The sequence below is a fragment of the Microbacterium sp. Marseille-Q6965 genome (assembly GCF_946151065.1).
Taxonomy (GTDB): Bacteria; Actinomycetota; Actinomycetes; order Actinomycetales; family Microbacteriaceae; genus Microbacterium.
This window is the reverse complement of record NZ_CAMGZA010000001.1, coordinates 884,811-901,857: the sequence shown is the minus strand read 5'-3', so window position 1 is coordinate 901,857 and position 17,047 is coordinate 884,811. Positions and strand designations below refer to the sequence as shown.

Genomic DNA, 17,047 nt, shown 5'->3' with positions numbered 1-17,047 from the left:
CCCGTGCGGAAGATCGGGTCGCGGTCGCGCGTGATTGACTGATCGGGACGACGGGAGAGGCGCACATGACCAGGCGACGGCAGGACCGGATGCTCGGCATCCTGCTGCGTCGCGGCGACTGGGTGACCGCGGCGACGCTGGCCGATCAGCTCGGCGTCACGCCGCGCAGCGTGCGCTCGTACGTGACCGCCGTGAACGCGCGTGTGCCCGGCGGCGACGCGATCGAGTCGGGGCCGGCCGGCTACCGCGCGCTGCCCGGCGCGGCCGCGGCGCTGCGCGCCGACGCCGAGCCCGGCACGCCGCGCCAGCGGCTGCACGAGATCGTGCGCGCGCTGCTCGAGACCGACGGCGGCATCGACGTGTTCGACACCGCCGACCGTCTGCACGTCAGCTCGGCGACGTTGGAGGCCGACCTGGGACGCGTGCGCGGGCTGCTGAGCGGAGCCGGCCCGGCGGCCGAGGGAACCGGCCTGGCGCTGGAGCGACACGGATCGCGCCTGAGGTTGACCGGTTCGGAGCTGGCCAGGCGCCGGTTCGTGAGCCGCCTCGTGCACGACGAGATGGAGGACGGCGCCTTCGACCTCGCGTCGCTGCGCCGCGCGGCCGATGCCCTCGCCATCCCCTCCGGCGCGCTCGGCGCGTTCAAGGCCGACCTGGTGGCCGCGCTCGGGCGGCTGGGTTACTTCGTCAACGAGTTCGCCGCGTCCGACGTCGTGCTGCACGCCGCGATCGCCGCCGACCGCGTCGCGCAGGGGCACGCCCTCGAAGCCGCGCACGGTGACACGGACCCCACCAGGGAGCGGATCGCCGACGCGATCGGCGATCTCGCGCGCACGCACTTCGGCGTCGAGCTCGGCCGCGGCGACCGGGTGCACCTGGCCGCGCTCGTGCTCACCCGCATCGTCGTGCCGGGCGCGCCGGGAGAACCCGGCGGTGCACGCCCCGATCCCCAGATCGCGGCGGCCGTGTCGGCGGCGGTGACGCGCGCCGCGGAGGGGTATCTCGTCGACATCGCGCACGAGGACTTCGTGCAGCGGCTCGCCCTGCACGTGCAGAACCTCGTGTACCGGGCGCGTGAGCAGGCGTGGTCGCGCAACCCGCTCACCCGCACCCTGAAGTCGGCCTACCCGATGATCTTCGACGTGGCCGTCTCGATCGCCGGCGAGCTGTCCGAGACCCTCGGAGTGCCGATCCGCGATGACGAGATCGCCTACATCGCCATGCACGTGGGTGGTCGCCTCGAGCGCAGCCGCCGCGCCGAGACCGTGCTGAGCGCCACGATCGTGTGCCCGGGCTACTACGAGCTGCACGAGCTGCTGCGCTCGAGCGTGGACCGCTCGCTGGGCCGCGCCGTGGAGGTGACGAGCGTCGAGACCCGGGTGGACGTGGACTGGGACGACATCGGCACGGACCTCGTGCTGACGACGATCGACCCGCCCGTGCCGTCCGACCGCATCGTGCGCATCCAGCCCTTCCTCACCGACGCCGACGTGGAGCGCGTCACCGCCGCCGCCGCCCGCGTGCGCCGGGCGCGGCGCCTGGGGCGGCTGCGCGCCGAGCTGGCCCGCTACTTCGCCCCGGGAGCGTTCGTGCGAGGACTCGACGCGGACGGCGGCGAAGAGGGCGTCATCCGTCGACTGGGCCAGTTGCTCGTGGCGCAGGGCGTCGTCGGCGAGGACTACGTGGAGAGCTCCATCGAACGCGAGCGGCTCTCGTCGACCGCGTTCACCGAGACGCTCGCCGTGCCGCACGCCCTCCGGATGACCGCCACGCGCACGGCCATCGCGCTCGGGATCGCGGAGCAGCCGATCCCGTGGGGCGACGGGCGCGTGGCCGTCGTGGCGCTCGTGGCGTTCAGCGAGAGCGACCGCGAGGCGTTCCAGACGGTGTTCGAGCAGTTCGTGGAGGTGTTCGGCGAGCCGGAGAACGCTCAGCGTCTCATCCGCCGCGGCACCGACCTGTCGTCGTTCCTCGACGAGCTCGCCGCCGTCATCGACGGCTGAGCCGGAAGAGCGCTCGTCGAGCAAGGACCGGCGCGGATGGTTGCGGTCGCCCGGTGTCGCGCCCGGGTCAGCCGGCGGAGCCGGGCGCGAGGATCGCGGCGGCGGCGTCGAGGGCCGCCTCGGCCGCCGGGCCGTCGGCGTCGAGGACGACGCGCATGCCCGGCGCGAGCTCGAGATCCATCACGGCCAGCACGCTCGCGGCGTCGACCACGCGGTCACCGACCGACAGGCGCAGCGCACCGGGCAGACCCTGGGCGAGCTGAGCGAGCTGGGCGGCGGGACGCGCGTGCAGCCCATCCGGCGCCGTCACCACGATGATCCGCTGCACGCCCCCACGCTACCGCCCCGCCCGCGCCGCGAACCGGCCGGGATCGGCCCGTCCGGGAAAGAGCGGCCCGGTGAGGACGACGGTTCGGCCCGGGCGATCAGGAGAGCCTACTGAGCAGGTCGCGCACGGCGGCGTCGAGCGCGGTGAGGCGGGCGGCGGCCTCGGCGGCGTCCGCGCCGCGCACGTCGAGGTAGACCTTGAGCTTCGGCTCGGTGCCGCTGGGGCGCACGATGACCCGCGAACCGTCGTCGATGGCGTAGCGGAGCACGTCTCCCGACGGGAGCCCGGCGGCACCGGCCGCGAGGTCGTCGCCGCGCACGACGGCGCGCTCGCCGAAGGCCGCGGGCGGGTCGGCGCGCAGCGCGGCCATGATCCGCCCGATGACGGCCACATCGTCCACCCGGATCGATACCTGACCGTCGCGGTACACGCCGATCTGCGCCGTCAGCTCGTCGAGCAGGTCGGCGATCGTGGCGCCGCGGCCGCGCGCCTCGGCGGCCAGGCCGAGCACCGCGACCGCGGCGGAGACGCCGTCCTTGTCGCGTACCGTCTCGGGGTTCACGAGGTAGCCCAGCGCCTCCTCGTACCCGTACACGAGGCCGGGGGCGCGCGAGATCCACTTGAACCCGGTCAGCGTCTCGCGGAAGTCGAGCCCGTATCGCTCGGCGATCGCCGCCAGCCCGGGGGACGACACGAGGGAGCATGCCAGCGTCGCGCGCGCCCGGCCCTGCGCGCGGCGTGCCGCGCGCAGCCCGAGCAGAAGACCGATCTCGTTGCCGGTGAGGCGTCGCCAGCCGTCGCCGTCGGGGATGGCGACAGCGAGGCGGTCGGCGTCGGGATCGTGCGCCAGCACGAACTCCGCGCGGGCGGCCGTCGCGGTCGCGAAGACGAGATCCATGGCCCCGGGTTCCTCCGGGTTGGGGAAGGCGACGGTCGGGAAGGCCCCGTCCGGCTCGATCTGCGGGGTCGTCAGCGCGGGGCGGGGGTAGCCGGCCGCGTCGAGCACCCGTGCGAACGTCTCCCATCCCACGCCGTGCATCGCCGTGTACGCCCAGTTCATGCCGTCGGCGGCATCGGGCGCCGGCGCCACGGCGGCGGTGGCGGCCACGTAGGCGTCGACGACCGATTCTGGCGCGAGCTCGTACTCGCCGCGCGGCAGGTCGCCCACGCGCGCCGTGTCGGCGATCCGCTGGATGTGGGCGGCGATCTCGGCGTCGGCGGGCGAGACGATCTGCGAGCCCCCGTCGTCGCCGCCCAGGTAGACCTTGTACCCGTTGTCGTCCGGCGGGTTGTGGCTGGCCGTCACCATGACCCCCGCGTCGGCGCCGAGGTGACGCAGCGCGAACGCCAGCACCGGCGTGGGCAGCAGCCGCGGCAGCAGCACCGCTCGCAGCCCGGCACCGGCGAACAGCTCGGCCGAGTCCCGCGCGAAGACGTCGGAGTTGCGGCGCCCGTCGTAGCCCACGACCACGACCGGGGTGCGGTCGGGGATGCGCTCGCGCAGGTACGCGGCGAACCCGGCGGCCGCCTGCGCCACGAGCACCCGGTTCATGCGTCGCGGCCCCGCCCCGAGCGCGCCGCGCAGGCCGGCGGTGCCGAATTGCAGCCGGCCCGCGAAACGCGCCTCCAGGTCCGCCGCCGCGGCGGCATCGCCGGCCTCGGAGGCGGCGATGATCGCCTCGAGCTCCGCGCGCGTGGCGGGATCCGGATCCTGCGCCGCCCACGCGCGCGCGCGATCGAGCGCCGTCACGATGCGACCCGCCCGATCACGTCCGCCAGCAGGCGGGAGATCCGGCCCTCGGCCTCGCGGCCCGCCTCGATGACCTCCTCGTGGCTGAGAGGGGTCGGCGAGATGCCCGCGGCGAGGTTGGTGATGAGCGAGAAGCCGAGCACCTCCATTCCGGCCTGGCGCGCGGCGATGGCCTCGAGCGCCGTCGACATGCCGACGATGTCGCCACCGATCGCGCGTGCCATGCGCACCTCGGCCGGCGTCTCGTACTGCGGCCCGCGGAACTGGCAGTACACGCCCTCGTCGAGAGTCGGATCCACCTCGCGCGCGACGGCGCGCAGGCGAGCGGAGTACAGGTCGGTCATGTCGATGAACGTCGCGCCCTCGAGCGGGGTGTCGGCCGTGAGGTTGATGTGGTCGCTGATGAGCACGGGTTGGCCGGGCGCCCACGTCTCGCGGATGCCGCCGGCGCCGTTGGTGAGCACCATGGTGGTGGCCCCCGACGCGGCCGCCGTGCGCACGCTGTGCACCACCCGCCGCACCCCGTGGCCCTCGTAATAGTGGGTGCGCGCGCCGATCACGAGCACGTGGCGTCCCTGCGCCGTGCGCACGGAGCGCAGCGTGCCCACGTGACCCTCCAGCGCCGGCCGGGAGAACCCGGTGACCTCGGTGGCGGGGACCGTCGCCACCGTCTCGCCGATGAGATCGGCGGCCTTGCCCCACCCGCTGCCGAGGGTGACCGCGATGTCGTGCCGCTCCACGCCCGTGAGGCTCGCGATGTCGTCCGCTGCCCGGCGGGCGACCTCGAACGGGTCGGCCGGGGGATCGAGGGGATGCGTCATAGGGCAACGATAGTCACGCGCCACGCCGTCGGTGGCGGGCGGGCGCGGGGAGCGTGGGGCGGAGAGGGGATAGGGAAGAATGGGCGGCATGACCTTCGACTTCGAGCGCAAGCAGCGGATCGCGATCATCGGGGGCGGCCCCGGCGGATACGAGGCGGCGATCGCCGGCGCGCAGCTGGGCGCCGAGGTGACGCTCATCGAGAGCACGGGTGTCGGGGGATCGGCCATCCTCACCGACGTGGTCCCCTCGAAGACCCTCATCGCCACGGCCGACGCGGCGCGCTCGATCGGTGACGCCGGCGACCTCGGGGTGCAGTTCTACGCCAGGGGAGAGAACGGCAAGCCGCTCAAGCCCGAGGTCGCCATCAACCTGCTCGCCGTGAACAAGCGCATCCTGGCGCTGGCCGGCCAGCAGTCCGAGGACATCCGCGAGCAGCTCCTGGAGGCGGGGGTCAAGGTCATCTCCGGTCACGGTCGGCTCGAGGGCGACGAGGCGGTCGTCGTCTCCACCGGCCCGAAGGGCACCGACTTCGACCGGATCGAGGCCGACACCTTCGTGATCTCGGTGGGCGCCTCGCCGCGCGAGCTCCCCAACGCCCGCCCGGACGGCGACCGGATCCTCACCTGGAAGCAGCTGTACGACCTCGAGTCCGTGCCCGAGCACCTCGTCGTCGTCGGCTCGGGCGTGACGGGCGCCGAGTTCGCCTCCGCCTACATGAACCTCGGGTCGCAGGTGACGCTGGTCTCCAGCCGCGACCAGGTGCTGCCCGGCGAGGACCCCGATGCCGCGAAGGTGCTCGAGAAGGTCTTCCGGCGCGGCGGCATGAAGCTGCTCGCGAAGTCGCGGGCCGAGAAGGTCGTGAACACCGGCGAGGGCGTCATCGTGACCCTCTCCGACGGGTCCACCGTGGAGGGGTCGCACTGCCTCATGGCGGTCGGGGCCGTGCCGAACACGAAAGACCTGGGGCTCGAGACCGCGGGAGTGCAGCTCGCCGACTCGGGTCACATCATGGTGAACAAGGTCGGCCGCACGTCCGTCCCGAACATCTACGCGGTCGGGGACTGCACGAACCTCGTGCCGCTGGCCTCCGTCGCCGGCATGCTCGGGCGCACCGCGGTGTTCCACGCGATGGGCGACGCGGTCATCCCGTTCTCCGAGCGTCGGATCGCGTCCAACATCTTCACCAGCCCCGAGATCGCCACGGTCGGCTGGACGCAGGAGGAGGGTGCGGCCGTCTACAAGCTCCCCCTCGAGGCCAACGCGCGCGCCAAGATGATGGGCGTCAAGGACGGTTTCGTGAAGCTGTTCGCGCGCGAGGCATCGGGCACCGTGATCGGGGGCGTGGTCGTCGCGCCCAAGGCGAGCGAGCTCATCTTCCCGATCGCCATCGCGGTCGAGCGCCGACTGACGGTGGATCAGGTGGGGCGCGTGTTCGCGGCCTACCCGTCGCTCACCACGTCGATCACCGACGCCGCCCGCGCCATGCACGGCGTCGACCTCCGCGGCCGCTCCTGACGCCGCGGGCTCAGTGGCCGTCGGCGGGAGGGCACCCGCCGTCCGTGATGATCCCGCCGACCCCGACGTTCGCTCCCTAGCAGCAGCGCCGCCGCGGCCACGGCCAGGACGACGGGAACGCGGTGCACCCGCTCACGGGAGCGGTCGCGGGCGTGGGCCGGAAGCGCTCGTCGATCCCGCCGTCGCGCGAGCTGCCGCCGCGCGGTCGGCGTCCCGGGAAATCAGACGATCTGCAGGAGCTGGTGGCCGGCCGGGACGGTGGTTCCGGGCGTGGCGTCGACCGCGGCGATGACACCGTCCTTGTGTGCCTGCAGAGGCTGCTCCATCTTCATCGCCTCGAGCACCACGACGAGGTCGCCCTTGACGACCTGCTGGCCCTCCTCGACGGCGACCTTCACGACCGTGGCCTGCATCGGCGACTTCAGCGCGTCGCCGGACGCGCCGGTCGAGACCGACCCGGTGCTGTGCGAGCGGCGCGACGGGGGAGCGGCGGCCGGGCGGCCGGCGGGCGCGACGGAGGCGGTGATCCGATCGGGCAGGCTCACCTCGAGGCGCTTGCCGGCGACCTCGACGACCACGGTGTGGCGCGGCTCGGGGGCGGCCGGCGGCTCGAGCTCGCCATCCCAGGCCGGGATGTCGTTGTCGAACTCCGTCTCGATCCAGCGGGTGTAGACACCGAAGGTGCCGTCCTCGGCCGTGAACGCCGGTTCCCGCACCACCTTGCGGTGGAAGGGCAGCACGGTGGGCAGGCCGGTGACCTCGAACTCGTCGAGCGCGCGGCGCGAGCGCTCGAGGGCCTCGGCGCGGTCCTTGCCGGTGACGATGATCTTCGCCAGCAGCGAGTCGAAGGCGCCCGAGACGCTGTCGCCGGCGGTCACGCCCGAGTCGAGGCGAACGCCCGGGCCGCCGACGGTGGTGAAGACGTGGATCGGGCCGGGCTGCGGCAGGAAGCCGCGACCCGGGTCCTCGCCGTTGATGCGGAACTCGATGGAGTGGCCCTGCGGCGTCGGGTCGTCGTAGTCGATCGTGCCGCCCGCGGCGATGCGGAACTGCTCGCGCACGAGGTCGATCCCCGTGACCTCCTCGGAGACGGGATGCTCCACCTGCAGTCGCGTGTTCACCTCGAGGAACGAGATCGTGCCGTCCGCGCCGATGAGGAACTCGCAGGTGCCGGCGCCGGTGTACCCGACCTCGCGGAGGATCGCCTTGGACGCGTCGTAGAGGATGCGGTTCTGCTCCTCGCTGAGGAACGGCGCCGGGGCCTCCTCGACGAGCTTCTGGTGGCGCCGCTGCAGCGAGCAGTCGCGCGTGGAGATGATGACGACGTTGCCCTCGGCATCGGCCAGGCACTGGGTCTCGACGTGGCGCGGCTTGTCGAGGTACTTCTCGACGAAGCACTCGCCGCGGCCGAAGGCGGCGATCGCCTCGCGGGTGGCCGACTCGAACAGCTCGGGGATCTCCTCGAGCGTGCGAGCCACCTTCAGACCTCGGCCGCCGCCGCCGTACGCGGCCTTGATCGCGATCGGCAGGCCGACCTCCTTGGCGAAGGCGACGACCTCCTCGGCGGTGTCGACGGGTCCGGGCGTGCCGGGCGCGAGGGGCGCTCCCACCTTCTCGGCGACGTGGCGCGCGGTGACCTTGTCGCCGAGGGCCTCGATCGCCTCGGGCGAGGGACCGATCCAGATCAGGCCGGCGCCGATCACGGCGCGGGCGAAGTCAGCGTTCTCCGCGAGGAAGCCGTACCCGGGGTGCACGGCGTCGGCGCCCGAGCGCCGGGCCACGGCGAGGATCTTGTCGATCTTCAGGTAGGTCTCGGCGCTCGTCTCCCCGCCGAGGGCGTATGCCTCGTCGGCGAGCTTCGCGTGCTGCGCGTCGCGGTCCTGGTCGGCGTACACGGCGACCGAACCGAGACCGGCGTCGCGGGCGGCCCGGATGATGCGGACGGCGATCTCGCCACGGTTGGCGATGAGGACCTTGCGGAGCGCACGAGCGTCGGACATGGATTTCAGCCTAGTAACGGTGGCCCCCGCTCCTTTGAGCGCCCCCGACAACAAAGCGCCGAAATCGTGTCGTGATGTCTACGACCGGTGTCCGCGCGAGGCCGGAACCGCGGATAGTGCGGGCGTCGCTCGCGGCGCGGGCACGTGTGCCGATCGTGCCCGCTCGTCAGGCCCGGTTCCAGAGGTCGGTCCAGGTGATGCCGAGGTCCCGGACGAGGCGGCGGACCGTGGACAGCGACATCCCCACGACGGTGGAGGGGTCGCCCTCGACGCGTTCGATGAAGGCGCCGCCCAGGCTGTCGACCGTGAAGGCGCCGGCGACCTGCAGCGGCTCTCCCGTGGCGACGTAGGCGGCGATCTCGGCGTCGTCCACGTCGGCGGCGAACGAGACCGCCGCCTCTGCCACGGCATGCACCTCGCGGGGTTCCGCGCCGGGCGAGACCCGGATGACGCTGTGGCCGGAGTGCAGCACGCCGGTGCGGCCGCGCATCTCGTGCCAGCGCGCTGTGGCCCTCTCGGAGGTGTGGGGCTTCCCGTAGACGACGCCGTCGAGCTCGAACATCGAGTCGCCGCCGATCACGATCCCGTCGAAGTCCTCGGTGGCAAGCCTGGACGCGACGTCCCGCGCCTTGAGGCGCGCGAGCACGAGCACGTGCTCGCCGGGCGGAAGGGTGCGGCTCTCGGCGGCCTCCACCGCGGCGATCTCCGCCTCCTCGTCCACCCCGGGCGCCTCCAGGCGCGGTTCGATGCCGGCCTGGCGCATGAGCATGAGGCGGGCGGGCGACGTGGAGGCGAGGCAGACCTGCATGGCTCCACGGTATCGACCGGGCGGCGCGGAGGGCGGTGGGCGCCGCCATGAAGCCCGGGTTGCGTCGTCCTCCCGCGGAGGAGTGGGGCGCCGTCCTCATCGGGCGGCGCCCGGCAATTCACGCGGGTGCGCCGCCCTAGACTTGAGGCCTATGAATCCCGATGCCCTCGCCGCCGCTCTGCTCGCCGTTCTCACGCCGATCGCCGAGCGACGTCGACCGGGCGAGGAGCTGGGGATCACGGCGGCCGACATCGCTTTCGAGCGCCCCAAGAACCGCGACCACGGCGACTGGGCCACGAACACCGCCATGAAGTTCGCCAAAAAGCTCGGCACGAACCCCCGGGAGCTGGCGCAGGAGATCGCCGACGGTCTCGTCGCCGTGGATGGGGTGGCCGGCGTAGAGGTCGCCGGGCCGGGCTTCATCAACATCCGCCTCGAGGCGGCCGCCGCCGGTGCGCTCGCGAGGACGATCGTCGATGCCGGCGCGTCGTACGGCACCGGCACGGCGTTCGCCGGGCAGAAGATCAATCTCGAGTTCGTGTCGGCGAACCCGACGGGGCCGATCCACCTCGGCGGCACGCGCTGGGCCGCCGTGGGTGACTCGCTCGCGCGCCTGTTGGCCGCCCAGGGTGGCGACGTGACGCGCGAGTACTACTTCAACGACCACGGCGCGCAGATCGACCGCTTCGCGCGCAGCCTCGTTGCCGCATACCGGGGCGAGCCCACCCCGGAGGACGGATACGGCGGGGCGTACATCGGTGAGATCGCGCAGCGTGTCGTCGCCGCATACGACGGCGACCTGACGGCGCTCGACGCGGACGAGCTGCAGGAGACCTTCCGCCGGATCGGCGTCGACTTCATGTTCGACGACATCAAGAAGAGCCTCCACGAGTTCGGCGTCGACTTCGACGTGTACTTCCACGAGAACGATCTGCACACCTCCGGCGCCGTGGCCCGGGCGGTGCAGCGGCTGCGCGACCTCGGTCGCATCTTCGAGCAGGACGGTGCGGTGTGGCTGCGCACCACGGACTACGGCGACGACAAGGACCGGGTCGTCATCAAGTCGGACGGGAAGCCGGCCTACATCTCCGGCGACCTCGCCTACTACCTCGACAAGCGCGAGCGCGGCTTCGATCGCTGCATCATCATGCTCGGCGCGGATCACCACGGCTACGTCAAGCGACTCATGGCGATGTGCGCGGCGTTCGGCGACGAGCCGGGCGTGAACCTGCAGATCCTCATCGGGCAGATGGTGAACCTGCTTCGCGAGGGCCAGCCCGTGCGGATGTCGAAGCGCGCCGGCACCGTCGTGACCCTCGAGGACCTCGTCGAGATCGTGGGCGTGGACGCCGCCCGCTACGCGCTCGTGCGCAGCTCGACGGATTCCAACCTCGACATCGACCTCGACGTGCTGCAGCGCCGCACCAACGACAACCCGGTGTTCTACGTGCAGTACGCCCACGCGCGCACGCACAACGTCGCGCGCAACGCCGTCGACGCGGGGGTGACCCGCGACTCGTTCGCCCCCGAGCTGCTCACGCACGAGACGGAGGCCGCCCTGCTGGGCGCCCTGCAGGAGTTCCCGCGCGTCGTGGCGTTCGCCGCCGAGCAGCGGGAACCGCACCGCGTCGCCCGCTACCTGGAAGAGATCGCCGGCCTGTACCACCGCTGGTACGACAACTGCCGCGTCACGCCGAAGGGCGACGAGCCCGTCGAGCCGGTGCACAACACGCGCCTGTGGTTGAACGACGCCACCGGGCAGGTGCTGCGCAACGGCCTCGGCCTGCTGGGAGTGAGCGCCCCCGAGCGGATGTGAACCGGTGTCGGACTCGGCGCCGCCGTCTCGGCCGGCTCCGGGCTCGGTGTGAGAGGGTGCCGCTATGAGGCGTCGTGGGCGGTGGGGATGGGTCGTCGCGGTCGTCGTGGTGATCGCGATCGCGGCCGGCGCTTTTGCCGCCGGTGAGGCCATCGCGCGCTCCGTCATCCGCGACCGCGTGCAACAGGCCGTGGAGGAGGCCGGCGCGCGCGTCGGGAGCCTCGACGTGGACATCCCGGGGCTCGTGATCCCGCAGCTGATCGGCGGCCGGATCGAGCACGCGCGCGTCACGGGTGAGCGGGTGGAGTACGAGGGCGTCACCGCAGACGTGCGCCTGGCGCTGCAGGGGGTGGACGTGCACGGCATGACCGCCGACGACGCGACGGCGACCGCGTCGCTCGAGGCCGCCGCCCTCGAGACCCTCGTGAGCCGGGCGAGCGCGGGCAGCGCGTGGGAGGCGCTCGGCGGGGCCGCCGCGATCGCCCTGGCGGAGCCCGATGTCGAGGTCTCCGGCGACGTCCCGATCCTCGGCGCCCTGCACCTCACCCTGCGCCCCTCGGCCTCGGAGGGGCGGCTCCTGCTGTCGCCCACGGAGGTCGCGCTCGGGCAGTGGCGGCTCGAGCTGCCGGGGGCACTGCCGCCCGGTGTGCCGACGACGCTCACCCAGCCGATCCCGGTGTGCCTGGCCGAGGCGTTGCCTGCGGGCGTCACGCTGTCCGACGCGCGCGTCGAGGGGGAGCGGCTCATCGCTCATCTCGTCGTCGACGGCGGGCTGCTGAACGATCCGACGCTGCAGCGGCCCGGCGGCTGCGCATAAGGCTCAGTGCGCGCCGGGCCCCCGGCGGAGTCGTCCTAGACTCGTCGGGTGACTCACAGCTCCGCCGGGGCCGTCGCGCCCGAGTGGCTCGCCGTGCCCGACGACCCGAACGATCTCGCCGAGGCGGTGTGGCCCGCCGGCGCGGACCGGGATGCCGACGGCGTGCTGCGGATCGGCGGCATTCCCGCCTCCCAGCTCGCCCGCGACTTCGGCACGCCGCTGTACGTGCTCGACGAGGATGGCGTGCGCGCGCGGGCGCGCGAGGTGCTCGCCGCGTTCCGCGACGCCGCGGCTCGCCACGGCACCCGCGCCCGCGTGTACTACGCGGGCAAGGCGTTCCTCAGCGGCGCGGTCGCGCGCTGGGTGCGCGAGGAGGGCCTCGCGATCGACGTGGCCACCGGCGGGGAACTCGCCATCGCGCTCGCCGCCGGCGCCGACCCGCAGTACATCGGCCTGCACGGCAACAACAAGTCGGTCGCCGAGCTCGAGCACGCCGCGTCGGTGGGCGTGGGATCGGTCGTCGTCGACAGCGCCATCGAGATCGAGCGGCTCGCCGCGGTGGCCGAGCGCCTGGGCGTCGTGCAGCGGGTGCTCGTCCGCGTGAACAGCGGCGTGCACGCCGAGACGCACGACTTCCTCGCCACGGCGCACGAGGACCAGAAGTTCGGCTTCGCGCTGGCACAGGCGCCCGACATCGTGGCGCGCATCCGCGAGCTGCCCCACCTGCGGTTCGCGGGGCTGCACTGCCACATCGGATCGCAGATCTTCGGGCCCGCCGGATTCGCCGAGTCGGCCGCACGCCTCGTCGAGGTGCACGCGCGGTTGCTCGAGGGCGGCGACGTGCCGCAGCTGAACCTGGGCGGCGGCTACGGCATCGCGTACACCCGTGCCGACCACCCGACCCCCATCACGCAGCTCGCCGGTGACATCGTCGACGCCGTGGCGCGGGAGTGCTCGGCCCGCGGCATCCCGGTGCCCGAGCTCGCCTTCGAGCCGGGGCGCGCGATCGTCGGCCGCGCCGGCGTCACGCTGTACGAGGTCGGCACGGTCAAGCCCGTGCAGGTGAGCGACGCCCTCAGCCGCCTCTACGTGAGCGTGGACGGCGGCATGAGCGACAACATCCGCACCGCCCTGTACGGCGCGCAGTACTCCGCGCGGATCGCGTCGCGCACCAGCGGCGCCGCGCCCGCGCTCGCGCGCGTCGTCGGTCGCCACTGCGAGTCGGGCGACATCGTCGTGGACGCCGAATACCTGCCCGGCGATGTCGAGCCCGGTGACCTGCTGGCCGTGCCCGCGACGGGCGCGTACTGCTACTCGCTCGCCAGCAACTACAACGCCGTGCCTCGCCCGCCCGTGGTGGCGGTGTCGGGCGGATCCGCCCGCGTGATCGTGCGCGGCGAGAGCATCGACGACCTGCTTGCCCGCGACCTGGGCCTGGACCCGCGCGCGGCGCGCCCGAACGAGGAGAAGGCATGATCGAGAAGCGCACGCTCCGGGTCGCGCTGCTGGGCGCCGGCTCGGTCGGATCGCAGGTGGCGCACCTGCTGCTCACCCATCGCGAGGAGCTGGCCGAGCGTGCCGGCGCCGAGCTGGAGCTCGCGGGCATCGCCGTGCGGAACCTCGACGCGCCGCGCGACGTCGAGCTGCCGCGCGAGCTGCTCACCACCGACGCCGAGAGCCTCATCGTCGGCAGCGATATCGTCATCGAGCTGATGGGCGGCATCGAGCCCGCGCGCACGCATCTGCTCACGGCGCTCACGTCGGGCGCCGACGTCGTCACCGGCAACAAGGCGCTCCTGGCCACCCACGGCGCGGAGATCTTCGACGCCGCCGATCAGGTCGGCGCGAGCGTGTCGTACGAGGCGGCCGTGGCGGCCGCGATCCCGATCATCCGGCCGCTCAAGGACTCGCTCGCGGGCGACCGGATCCAGCGCATCTTCGGCATCGTCAACGGCAGCACTAACTTCATCCTCGACAAGATGGACCGGGAGGGGCTGAGCGCCGAGGAGGCCCAGCGCATCGCCACCGACCTGGGCTACCTCGAGGCCGACCCCACGCTGGATCTCGAGGGCTACGACGCCGCGCAGAAGGCGGCGATCCTCGCCAGCCTCGCGTTCCACACGAAGGTGTCGCTGGAGGACGTGCACCGCGAGGGCATCGAGAACGTCACGGCCGACATGATCGAGGGGGCCCGCAGGGCCGGGTTCGTCGTCAAGCTGCTGGCCGTGTGCGAGCGCCTCGAGGACGAGGGCGAGGAGGCCATCTCGGTGCGCGTGTACCCCGCGCTCATCGAACGTGACCACCCGCTGGCCAGCGTGCACGGCGGCAACAACGCCGTCTTCGTGGAGGCGGCCGCCGCCGGCGCGCTCATGTTCTACGGCGCGGGCGCCGGCGGTCTCGAGACCGCCTCGGCCGTGCTCGGCGACGTCGTCTCGGCCGCGCGTCGCCACATCGCCGGGGGTGTGGGGGTGGGCGAGTCGCCGCGCATGAGCCTGCCGACCGCACCCATCGGGCGCATCCTCACCCGCTACCAGGTGCGCCTCGAGGCCACGGACGAGCCCGGTGTGCTCGCGACGATCGCCGGCATCTTCGCCGAGGGCGGGGTGTCCGTCGCCACGGTGGACCAGAGCCAGGGCGACGAGGGGCTGGCGTCGATCGTGATCGGCACCCACCGCGCTCGGGAGCAGGCGCTGAGCGACACCGTCGCCCGACTGGCCGCCAGCGACGCCGTCGAGCGCGTGGTGTCGGTGCTGCGCGTGGAAGGGGAATGAGCGCCGCAGCCGCCGAGACGCGCACCGTGCACGTGCGCGTCCCGGCCACCAGCGCCAACCTCGGTCCGGGCTTCGACACGCTCGGGCTCGCCCTCAGCGTGTACGACGAGGTCGAGGTGACGGCACTCCCGCCCGGCGAGCTCGAGATCGAGGTCTCGGGCAGCGGCGCCGAGCACATCCCGCGCGACGACTCGCACCTGATCGCTCGCACCATCCGGTACTGCTTCGAGGCCGCCGGCCGCCGGGCGCCTGGCCTGCGGATCGTCGCACACAACGGGATCCCGCACGGCAAGGGCCTGGGATCGTCGGGGGCCGCGGTCGCCGCGGGCGTGCTCGCGGCCAACGGGCTGCTCGACGGGCAGCTCACCGACGCCGACCTGCTGCGTCTCGCGACCGAGCTCGAGGGACACCCCGACAACGTCGCGCCGGCACTGTTCGGCGGGCTGACGATCGCGTGGACCGAGAACGGCGTTCCCCAGCACAAGAAGCTGCTCGTGCATCGCGGCGTGGCCCCCGTGGTGTTCGTGCCTGACCGCACGATGTCGACGTCCATGGCGCGCAGCGTGCTGGCCGCCGAGGTGTCGCGCGAGGACGCCGTGTTCAACGTCTCGCGCTCCGCGCTGCTGATCGCGGCGCTCACGCAGAGCCCCGACCTGCTGATGTCGGCGACCGAGGACAAGCTGCACCAGGAGCGCCGGGCGCAGGCGATGCCCGAGACCTTCGCGCTCGTCAACGCGCTGCGGGCCGCTGGTTTCGCCGCCGTCGTGTCCGGGGCTGGCCCCAGCGTCCTCGTGCTCGCCGACGGTCCCGGGCGCCGCCTCGAGGCCGCCGCCGTCGCCGCGGAGGCGGCGGACGGATCGTGGCAGCCCCTCATGCTGGCCGTCGACTTCTTGGGCGGGACGACCTGGACGGCAGACGACCCCAGAATGGACATGTCCCGCACGGCGGGATGACGCGAGGAGCGGATCGATGAACTACATCTCCACCCGGGGCGGTGCCGAGCCGCTGACGTTCAGCGAGGCGCTGCTCGAGGGGCTCGCCCCCGACGGCGGGCTCGCGGTGCCCGCGGCCTTGCCGGAGGTGGACGGCGAGACGCTCGAACGCTGGCGGGCGCTGACCTACCCGCAGCTGGCCACCGAGGTGATCGGCCTGTTCGCGACCGACATCCCGCGCGAGGACCTCGCGCGAATGGTCGCCGCGGCATACGAGCCGTTCCCGGCGGAGGTCGTGCCGCTGCGCCGGATCGGCGAGGGGATCGAGCTGGTGGGCCTCTCGGAGGGGCCGACGCTGGCGTTCAAGGACCTCGCCATGCAGTTCCTCGGTCAGGTGCTGGAATACACCCTCGAGCGTCGCGGCGCCGTGCTCAACGTGCTCGGTGCCACGTCGGGCGACACGGGATCCGCGGCGGAGCACGCCCTGCGCGGCAAGGAGCGCATCGCCGTGTTCATGCTGTCGCCGCAGGGGCGGATGAGCGCCTTCCAGCGCGCGCAGATGTTCTCGCTGAACGACCCGCACATCCACAACATCGCGATCGACGGCGTCTTCGACGACTGCCAGAACCTCGTCAAGCAGCTCGCCGGGGACCTGCAGTTCAAGCGCGAGCACAGCCTCGGTGCCGTCAACTCCATCAACCTCGCCCGCATCACCGCTCAGGTCGTCTACTACTTCTGGGCGTGGCTGCGCGCCACCGACGCGGGCGGCTGGACCGAGCTGTCGTTCACCGTGCCGTCCGGCAACTTCGGCAACATCCTCTCCGGCTTCTACGCGCGGCAGATGGGCCTGCCCATCCGCCGGCTCGTGCTCGCGACCAACGAGAACAACGTGCTCGACGAGTTCTTCCGCACCGGCATCTACCGGCCGCGCGGCGCCGCTGAGACGCTCGCCACCTCGAGCCCGTCGATGGACATCTCCAAGGCGTCCAACCTGGAGCGCTTCATCTTCGAGCTCGCGGGCCGCGACGCCGCGCGCGTCCTCGCCGCCTGGCGGGAACTGGAGGGCGGCTCGTTCGACTTCTCGAGCGAGCAGCCGCGGTTCGCCGAGGAGTTCGGCCTCGTCAGCGGCACGTCGACGCACGCGGACCGTCTCGCGACCATCCGCTCCGTGCACGAGGCATCGGGCGACATCATCGATCCCCACACGGCGGACGGCGTGAAGGTCGCCCGCGAGTACGTCGAGCCGGGCGTGCCCATGCTCGTGCTCGAGACCGCGAAGCCCCAGAAGTTCGCCGAGACGATCCGCGAGGCGATCGGCGTCGACCTGGAGCTTTCGCCCGAACTGGGCGAGATGATGGCCGCACCGCAGCATGTCGTCGAGATGGCGAACGACGCGCGGGCGCTGCAGGACTACATCGCGTCGTCGGCGCTGCGACAGGTGGTACAGTGAGGATCACAGCGGAGGGTGCCTCAGAGCACGAATTC

The 17,047-nt window shown here is 72.7% G+C and carries 13 protein-coding genes; 8 read left to right on the top strand and 5 right to left on the bottom strand.

Translation table 11 applies throughout. From position 1 onward, the window contains the following. Positions 1–65 precede the first annotated feature (65 nt). The gene (locus N8N77_RS04355; protein WP_261164920.1) at positions 66–2,003 is read left to right on the top strand and encodes a transcription antiterminator; all 1,938 of its coding nucleotides are present in this window, start codon (positions 66–68) and stop codon (positions 2,001–2,003) included. Between the two features lie 67 nt (positions 2,004–2,070). Here the strand turns inward: N8N77_RS04355 and N8N77_RS04350 are convergent, their stop codons facing one another. From N8N77_RS04350 to N8N77_RS04340, 3 genes are all read right to left on the bottom strand, one after another. Continuing rightward, positions 2,071–2,331, bottom strand: coding sequence for an HPr family phosphocarrier protein (locus N8N77_RS04350; protein WP_261164919.1), 261 nt, complete (start codon positions 2,329–2,331; stop codon positions 2,071–2,073). Between the two features lie 97 nt (positions 2,332–2,428). Continuing rightward, positions 2,429–4,081, bottom strand: coding sequence for a phospho-sugar mutase (locus N8N77_RS04345; protein ID WP_261164918.1), 1,653 nt, complete (start codon positions 4,079–4,081; stop codon positions 2,429–2,431). Further along, positions 4,078–4,902: a purine-nucleoside phosphorylase gene (locus N8N77_RS04340; protein ID WP_261164917.1), complete on the bottom strand. Its 825-nt coding sequence runs from the start codon at positions 4,900–4,902 to the stop codon at positions 4,078–4,080. The genes N8N77_RS04345 and N8N77_RS04340 overlap by 4 nt, the downstream gene beginning before the upstream one ends. 88 nt (positions 4,903–4,990) lie before the next feature. Here N8N77_RS04340 and N8N77_RS04335 point away from each other — a divergent pair, with 88 nt between their 5' ends. After that, a complete protein-coding gene (locus tag N8N77_RS04335; RefSeq protein WP_261164915.1) occupies positions 4,991–6,418 on the top strand; it encodes an NAD(P)H-quinone dehydrogenase in 1,428 nt (475 codons plus the stop codon). A gap of 221 nt (positions 6,419–6,639) precedes the next feature. On the opposite strand, the gene N8N77_RS04330 is transcribed toward N8N77_RS04335, so the two are convergent. Next, the gene (locus tag N8N77_RS04330) at positions 6,640–8,418 is read right to left on the bottom strand and encodes a biotin carboxylase N-terminal domain-containing protein (RefSeq protein ID WP_261164913.1); all 1,779 of its coding nucleotides are present in this window, start codon (positions 8,416–8,418) and stop codon (positions 6,640–6,642) included. 166 nt (positions 8,419–8,584) lie between these two features. Beyond that, positions 8,585–9,226, bottom strand: a complete 642-nt coding sequence (locus tag N8N77_RS04325; RefSeq protein ID WP_261164911.1) for a nucleoside triphosphate pyrophosphatase — start codon at positions 9,224–9,226, stop codon at positions 8,585–8,587. A gap of 151 nt (positions 9,227–9,377) precedes the next feature. On the opposite strand from N8N77_RS04325, the gene argS reads away from it, so the two are divergent. The 6 genes from argS (at position 9,378) to thrC (ending at position 17,012) form a co-directional block, all read left to right on the top strand. After that, positions 9,378–11,042 carry an arginine--tRNA ligase gene (gene argS / locus N8N77_RS04320; protein ID WP_261164909.1) on the top strand — a complete coding sequence of 555 codons (1,665 nt, stop codon included), beginning with the start codon at positions 9,378–9,380 and terminating at the stop codon, positions 11,040–11,042. Positions 11,043–11,106: 64 nt separating this feature from the next. Then, a complete protein-coding gene (locus N8N77_RS04315) occupies positions 11,107–11,859 on the top strand; it encodes a DUF2993 domain-containing protein (RefSeq protein ID WP_261164907.1) in 753 nt (250 codons plus the stop codon). Between the two features lie 48 nt (positions 11,860–11,907). Next, positions 11,908–13,335, top strand: coding sequence for a diaminopimelate decarboxylase (lysA, locus tag N8N77_RS04310; protein ID WP_261164905.1), 1,428 nt, complete (start codon positions 11,908–11,910; stop codon positions 13,333–13,335). Then, positions 13,332–14,630, top strand: a complete 1,299-nt coding sequence (locus tag N8N77_RS04305; RefSeq protein ID WP_261164904.1) for a homoserine dehydrogenase — start codon at positions 13,332–13,334, stop codon at positions 14,628–14,630. Before lysA ends, N8N77_RS04305 begins: the two co-directional genes overlap by 4 nt. Continuing rightward, complete coding sequence (gene thrB, locus N8N77_RS04300) at positions 14,627–15,583, top strand: homoserine kinase (RefSeq protein ID WP_261164902.1); 957 nt, start codon at positions 14,627–14,629, stop codon at positions 15,581–15,583. The genes N8N77_RS04305 and thrB overlap by 4 nt, the downstream gene beginning before the upstream one ends. Before the next feature lie 16 nt (positions 15,584–15,599). Further along, positions 15,600–17,012 (top strand): threonine synthase, encoded by a 1,413-nt coding sequence (gene thrC / locus N8N77_RS04295; protein WP_261164900.1) that lies wholly within the window; start codon positions 15,600–15,602, stop codon positions 17,010–17,012. Positions 17,013–17,047: the final 35 nt, after the last annotated feature.